This is a genomic window from Kitasatospora sp. NPDC036755 (genome assembly GCF_040636595.1).
In the GTDB taxonomy this organism is placed as follows: domain Bacteria; phylum Actinomycetota; class Actinomycetes; order Streptomycetales; family Streptomycetaceae; genus Kitasatospora.
Map to the genome: position 1 here is coordinate 26,601 of NZ_JBEZUT010000060.1, position 6,232 is coordinate 32,832.

Below are 6,232 nucleotides of genomic sequence, written 5' to 3' on the forward strand. Positions count from 1 at the left end.
CCAACCGGTGCCGCGCACAGCACCGAACCGGCGCCCCGCACGGCACCGGGCCGGGGTTGCGGGCCCGCGGGGGCATGGATCAGGATCCGTCCCATGACCTCCTCTCACCTCACCCACATCACCGAGCCGCCCGGGGTCGCGCCCGGCACCGGCTACACCCAGGTCGTCACCGGAAGCGGCCGGCTGGTCCAGGTGTCCGGGCAGATCCCCTTCGACGAGCACCGGAACCTGGTCGGCGCGGGGGACCCGAAGGCGCAGGTGCGGCAGGTCTTCGAGAACCTGCGCCGTTGCCTGGCGGCCGCCGGGGCCGGGTTCGAGGACGTCGTGAAGTTCACCTACTTCATGACCGACATCACCCACCTCCCCGTCGTCCGCGAGATCCGTGACGAGTACCTGGGCTCCGCTCCGGCGCCCGCTTCCTCCGCCGTGCAGGTGGCGGCGCTGTTCCGGCCCGACGTGCTGATCGAGATCGAGGCGCTGGCGATCGTCCGGGAGTAGCAAGGCAGCGGGGAGCGGACGGAAACAGCCAGGGGACGGCGAGGAACGCCGGGAAGCAGCGGAGACCGGCACGGGTCGACGGGGCCCACCGGGAGCAACTCCCAAGTGGTACAGACCTGTTGACGCATTGGTCCAGTCCTCCTACAGTTCCCATGCCTCGCCTCCCCACGGCGCAGGCATCGATCGCCTACGGATCAACCAAGGTTCTACGTCACCCTGTTCAACCCCCACAGCCACAGGGAGAACCATGTCCGCTCGATCCCGGGCCGGGCGCCCGCGCGTGCGCAGCAGACTGCTCGCACTGCTCTCCGTCCTGCTCCTGCCGCTCGCCGCGCTCACCGCGCTGGCCACCCCGGCGAACGCCGCCGGGAAGCTCACCGCCACCTTCACCACGGCCGACAACGGCTCCTGGTGGCAGGGCACCTACATCGTCCACAACGACAACGCGACCGCGGTGAGCGGCTGGAGCCTGGAGTTCGACCTCCCGGCCGGCGTCACCATCGGCAACACCTACAACGGCACCGCCACCGTCAACGGCCGGCACGTCACCGCCACGGCGGCGTTCTACAACTCCACCGTCAACGCGCACGGCACCACCGAGCCGTACAGCTTCTGGTTCGTGGGCAACGGCCCGGTCTCCACCCCGCTCAACTGCCGCATCAACGGCGACAAGTGCGACGGCTCCGCGGACGTCCCGCCGTCCGCTCCGGGCACCCCGACCGTCGCCGAGTCCACCGCGCACACGCTCGCCCTGAACTGGCCGGCCGCCACCGGCGGGGACTTCCCGGTCACCTCCTACGACGTGCTGAGCGGCAGCACCGTGCTCGCCTCCAGCCCGTCCACCAGCGCGCTGGTCAGCGGCCTCACCCCGGCGACCTCGTACACCCTGACCGTCCGCGCCAAGGACAGCCGCGGCAACACCGGCCCGCTCAGCCCGTCCGTCACGGCGTCCACCTTCGACCCGTCCACCGACACCTCACCGCCCACCGCACCGGGCAACCTCCGGGCCACGGCGGTCGGTTCGACGGACGTGACGCTCGCGTGGAACGCCGCCACCGACAACGTCCGGGTCGCCGCGTACGACGTCTACCAGGGCGGCACCCTGGTGGCCACGGTCACCGGCGGCACGCTCGGCGCGACCGTCGGCAGCCTCTCGCCGTCCACCGCCTACACGTTCACCGTGAAGGCCCGGGACGCCGCCGACAACGCCTCCCCCGCCTCCGCCCCGCTCGCCGTGACCACCTCGGACCTGGTGGGCGCCGGGAAGTACGCCCGGGTCGGCTACTTCGTCCAGTGGGGCATCTACGGCCGCCAGTACTTCGTCAAGAACCTGGACACCTCGGGCGCCGCCGCCAAGCTGGACGTCATCAACTACGCCTTCGAGAACATCGATCCGGTAAACCTGACCTGCATGGCGGGCGTCACCAAGGGCACCACCGGCAACCCCGAGGACCCGGACCAGGGCACCGGCGCCGGTGACGCCGACGCGGACTACGGCCGGCCGATGAGCGCCGACCAGTCGGTGGACGGCGTGGCCGACGACGGCTGGGGCAAACTCCGCGGCAACCTCAACCAGTTGAAGAAGCTCAAGGCCAAGTACCCGAACCTGAAGATGGTCGTCTCGCTCGGCGGCTGGACCTACTCCAAGTACTTCTCCGACGTCGCCGCCACCGACGCGTCCCGCCAGAAGTTCGTCAAGTCCTGCGTCGACACCTGGATCAAGGGCAACCTGCCCGCCTACAACGGCGCCGGAGGCGACGGCGTGGCCGCCGGCATCTTCGACGGCTTCGACATCGACTGGGAGTGGCCCGGCTCCGGCGACGGCCACCCGGGCAACCACTGGAGCCCCGCCGACAAGGGCAACCTGACCCTGCTGATGGCCGAATTCCGCAAGCAGCTCGACGCGTTGGGCGGCTCGCACAAGCTGCTCACCGCCTTCACCCCGGCCGACCCGGCGAAGGTCGCCGCCGGCTGGGACCTCTCGAAGATCTTCACCTCGATGGACATCGCCAACGTCCAGGGCTACGACTTCCACGGCTCGGGCAGCGACAACTCCTGGGAGCCGAACCGCACCGGCCACGCCTCCAACCTCTACCAGGACCCGAACGACCCCTACCCCAACCACTTCAGCATCGACGCGGCCGTCCAGACCTACCTGAACGCCGGGGTCAACCCGCGCAAGCTGACCATCGGCTTCCCGTTCTACGGGCGCGGCTGGCAGAGCGTCGCGGACGGCGGCGCGAACGGCGCCTGGCAGTCGGCGAACGGCGCCGCACCGGGCCAGTTCAGCGACGAGGCCGGTACCCGCGGGTACAACAACCTGATCACCAGCCTCTCCAACCTGAAGGTCTACCACGACCCCAAGTCCGTCGCGACGTACGGCTACACGGGAGCCGGCGGGCAGTGGTGGACCTTCGACGACGCCTGGTCGATCGCGCAGAAGACCGCCTACCTCAAGTCGAAGAACCTGCTCGGCGGCATGATCTGGGAGATGTCCGGCGACACCCCGTCCGGCACCCTGATGTCCGCGCTGGACACCGGGCTCAAGTAGTCCGCCCGGCCCCCCTCCGGGCTCGGGCCAGGACCCGCCCGGCCCGGGCGGCCGGCCGGTTGACCGGTTGACCAGCCGACCACGGACGTCGGGGCCGGCACCCCTCCTCGCAGTGGGGAGGGGCGCCGGCCCGCGCCACGTCGGCCGTGCGGCCGCTACCGCGAGGCCATCGCCATCAGCCGCCGCGCGGCCCGGTGCTGTCGCAGCACCTGGGAGAAGGAGGTGTGCCCCTGCGTGGTCCGGGCGAAGGCCCGCCAGGCGGCGGGCACCAGGCAGACCGCCGCGTGGAACAGGTACGGCCGCCGCTCGAAGGCGTCCAGCAGCTGCTTGCCCGCGCGCATCTCCACGCCCAGCCCGGCCTTGACCGCGAACGCGTAGTTCAGCGCCTCGCGCCGCACCGCCGCCGCGTTACCGGCCTCGGCGACCTTCACCGCCCACTCGCCGGCCAGCCGGCCGGAGCGCAGCGCGTACGAGATCCCCTCGCGGGTCCACGGCTCCAGCAGCCCGGCCGCGTCCCCGGCGACCAGCACCCGGCCGCGGGAGAGCGGCGAGTCCTCGGTCCGGCAGCGGGTCAGGTGCCCGGACTCGACGCGGGGGGTGAAACCGGACAGGCCGAGCCGGCGGATGTAGTCGGCGAGGTACTGCTTGGTCCGCTCGCCGTCGCCGCGCGCCGAGATGACGCCGACGGTCAGGCTGCTGGTCTCGGTCTTCGGGAACACCCAGCCGTAACTGCCGGGCAGCGGGCCCCAGTCGAGGTGGATCCGGCCCGCCCAGTCGGCGGCGACCTGCGCCGGCACCGGGATCTCCGCCTCCAGGCCGAGGTCGATCTGGTCGAAGGTGACGCCGACGTGCCGGCCGATCCGGCTCGCGCTGCCGTCCGCGCCGACCACCGCGCGGGCCTCGAAGGTGCGCCCGTCGGCCGCCGTGACCACGGCCGTCCGGTGCTCGCCGCCGCGCTGCTCGACACCGGTGACGGTCACTCCGGTGACCAGCACCGCCCCGGCCTGCTTGGCCGCCTGCACCAGGCGCAGGTCGAACTCGTCCCGGTTGACCAGGCCGAACAGCATCCGCTTGGACCGCTGCGTGCGGGTGTACTTCCCGTCGTAGGCGAAGGTCACGGCGTGCACCCGGTCCTGCAGCGGCAGCCGGAAGTCCGGCGGCAAGCTGTCCCGGGAGGGGCCGATGATGCCGCCGCCGCAGGTCTTGTACCGGGGGTGTTCGGCCTTGTCGAGCAGCAGCACCCGGCGGCCCTGGGCCGCGGCGGCGTGCGCGGCCGAGGAGCCCGCGGGGCCGGCGCCGACCACCACGACGTCCCAGACGCCGTCCAGCGGGGCGGCCGCGTCGTCGGTCGGACCGTCCTCGGCCGGGCTGTCGAGCGGGCTGCGGGAATCGGAGCTTCCGGAGTCAGTCACGTCGAGCAATCCTATGCGTCCGGCCGCACCGGTCGAGCGCGCCGCCCCTCACCGGAACCACCCCGTTACCCGCGCCGCCCCGTCCCCCGCACCGCCCGGCCTCCCCGGGCCCGCCCGGGGGCGGCACACCCTCGGAGTTCCCTGTTCCGCTCCGCCTATGATCGGCACTACCGCAACCCGTCTCCTCCGCCCGCACCACCCCTGGGCGGACCGCCCCCTCGGAGCCCCGATGTCACAGCCCCTGGCCGACGCCGTCCGGTCCCTGATGGACCGTGCCCGCACCGATCTCGCCGAGCTGGTCGCCTTCCCGTCGGTCGCCGACCCCCGTCAGTTCCCGGTCGAGGAGTGCGAGAAGGCCGCACGTTGGGTCGCCGACGCCTTCGCCGCCGAGGGCCTGACCGGCATCCGGCTGCTGGACACCCCGGACGGCACCCAGTCCGTCTACGGCGAGCTGCCCGGCCCCGAGGGCGCGCCGACCGTGCTGCTCTACTCGCACTACGACGTCCAGCCGCCGCTGGACGAGGACGGCTGGCACAGCCCCGCCTTCGAGCTGACCGAGCGCGACGGCCGCTGGTACGGTCGCGGCGCCGCCGACTGCAAGGGCAACATCCTGATGCACCTGACGGCGCTGCGGGCGCTGCGTCAGGTCCACGGCGACGTCTACCCCGTCGGCCTGAAGATCATCGTCGAGGGCTCCGAGGAGCAGGGCACCGGCGGTCTGGAGCGCTACGCCGAGGCCCACCCCGAGCTGCTCGCCGCCGACGCCATCGTCATCGGCGACACCGGCAACTTCGCCCCCGGCCTGCCCACCGTGACCGCCTCGCTGCGCGGCATGACGGTCGTCGAGGCCACGGTCAGCACGCTGGCCGGCAACCTCCACTCCGGGGCCTTCGGCGGCGCCGCCCCGGACGCGCTGCAGTCCCTGGTCCGGATGCTGGCCTCGCTGCACGACGAGAACGGCGACGTCGCGGTGGCCGGTCTGACCACCGACCAGACCTGGGAGGGCGTGCAGTACCCGGAGGAGCAGTTCCGCGCCGACGCCAAGGTGCTCGACGGCGTCGCCCTGACCGGCACCGGCACCATCGCGGACCGCCTCTGGGCCCGCCCGTCCGTCACCGTCCTCGGCATCGACGCCCCGCCGGTGATCGGCGCCACCTCCTCCGTCCAGGCCACCGCCAAGGCCCTGATCAGCCTGCGCGTCGCGCCGGGCACGGACGCCCTGGCCGCCCAGGACGCGCTGATCGCCCACCTGGAGGCGCAGGTCCCGCTCGGCGCCCGGCTCACCGTCGAGCGCCAGGGCAACGGCGCTCCGTTCCGCGCCGACACCAGCGGCCCGGCGTACGAGGCGATGGGCGAGGCGATGGCCGAGGCCTTCGGCACCCCGATGGTCGCCTCCGGTGAGGGCGGCTCGATCCCGCTCTGCAACACGCTGCGCTCGCTCTACCCGCAGGCCGAGATCGTGTTGATCGGCGTCGAGGAGCCGACCACCCAGATCCACGCGGTCAACGAGAGCGTCGACCCGCAGGAGCTGGAGCGGATGGCCCTCACCGAGGCGCTGTTCCTCCGCCGCTACGCCGAACTGCGCTCCGTCTGACGGTCGTTCGGAGCGACGTCCCGAAGGGTCTCCCGAGGGGCCTCCGGCCGCCCGCCGCGCAACCGGCGGGCGGCCGCCAGCACCGCCGCGTACCCGACCGCGCCCGCCACCAGCCCGGCACCGGCGCCGAAGCAGACCTCCGGCACCAGGTTCCGCCGCAGCGGGCCGAGCCGGTGC

The 6,232-nt window shown here is 72.7% G+C and carries 4 protein-coding genes and 1 pseudogene; 3 read left to right on the forward strand and 2 right to left on the reverse strand.

Annotation, left to right across the window (positions count from 1 at the left end; all coding sequences use genetic code 11):
• Positions 1–93: 93 nt before the first annotated feature.
• Entirely contained in the window at positions 94–498 is a 405-nt protein-coding gene (locus tag AB0E96_RS12095) for a RidA family protein (RefSeq protein WP_359821783.1), read from the forward strand.
• A gap of 247 nt (positions 499–745) precedes the next feature.
• Positions 746–3,049 carry a glycosyl hydrolase family 18 protein gene (locus AB0E96_RS12100; protein ID WP_359821786.1) on the forward strand — a complete coding sequence of 768 codons (2,304 nt, stop codon included), beginning with the start codon at positions 746–748 and terminating at the stop codon, positions 3,047–3,049.
• Between the two features lie 155 nt (positions 3,050–3,204).
• Here the strand turns inward: AB0E96_RS12100 and AB0E96_RS12105 are convergent, their stop codons facing one another.
• Positions 3,205–4,377: a geranylgeranyl reductase family protein gene (locus tag AB0E96_RS12105; protein WP_359821792.1), complete on the reverse strand. Its 1,173-nt coding sequence runs from the start codon at positions 4,375–4,377 to the stop codon at positions 3,205–3,207.
• A 313-nt stretch (positions 4,378–4,690) separates the two neighbouring features.
• On the opposite strand from AB0E96_RS12105, the gene AB0E96_RS12110 reads away from it, so the two are divergent.
• Entirely contained in the window at positions 4,691–6,055 is a 1,365-nt protein-coding gene (locus AB0E96_RS12110) for a dipeptidase (protein ID WP_359821789.1), read from the forward strand.
• Here the strand turns inward: AB0E96_RS12110 and AB0E96_RS12115 are convergent.
• A pseudogene (locus tag AB0E96_RS12115) lies at positions 6,031–6,232 on the reverse strand (hypothetical protein); the annotation flags it as partial. The gene AB0E96_RS12110 and the pseudogene AB0E96_RS12115 overlap by 25 nt on opposite strands.

What these genes read in the sequence shown, in the direction of transcription:
- AB0E96_RS12095 (WP_359821783.1), top strand. Translation starts at nt 94, where the DNA reads ATGACCTCCTCTCACCTCACCCACATCACCGAGCCGCCCGGGGTCGCG.
- AB0E96_RS12100 (WP_359821786.1), top strand. Translation starts at nt 746, where the DNA reads ATGTCCGCTCGATCCCGGGCCGGGCGCCCGCGCGTGCGCAGCAGACTG.
- AB0E96_RS12110 (WP_359821789.1), top strand. Translation starts at nt 4,691, where the DNA reads ATGTCACAGCCCCTGGCCGACGCCGTCCGGTCCCTGATGGACCGTGCC.